This window comes from Veronia pacifica, assembly GCF_001707825.1.
Lineage (GTDB): Bacteria > Pseudomonadota > Gammaproteobacteria > Enterobacterales > Vibrionaceae > Veronia > Veronia pacifica.
This window is the reverse complement of the sequence record NZ_LYBM01000139.1, coordinates 1-369: the sequence shown is the minus strand read 5'-3', so window position 1 is coordinate 369 and position 369 is coordinate 1. Positions and strand designations below refer to the sequence as shown.

Sequence of the window (369 nt, the reverse complement as noted above, 5' to 3'; positions counted from 1 at the left end):
GAAGGTGCCGTTGGTGTCTGTCTTGAAGTCACCGTTGTGACTGAGGTTGTTGATATCCAGTTGCAGGGTGGTGTTGGAGGCCGAGGCATTGTTTAGCGCCACTGTCCAGATGAGGTCCCCGTCGTCATCCTCGGTCACGTCAGTCTTTGAAGGGGTTAGCGAGGTCACAACGGGTGAGGATTCATCGTCAGTCACCACCACGTCTGCGGCCGCTTTCCAGACCCCGGAGCCCTTGATGGCGGTATTAAGGTTGAAGGTTTCCGTGCCCTCATAGACGGCATCGTTGTTAAGCGTGGTTTTCACCTGCACGCTGGCGTGGCCGGGTGGGATCACGATATCCACAATGCCGTTAACGGCATCGGCCATGTT

At 56.4% G+C, this 369-nt stretch carries 1 pseudogene; it reads right to left on the bottom strand.

Annotated features, from left to right (window positions below):
- Nucleotides 1-369 (bottom strand): annotated as a pseudogene (locus A8L45_RS24920) (hypothetical protein); the annotation flags it as partial.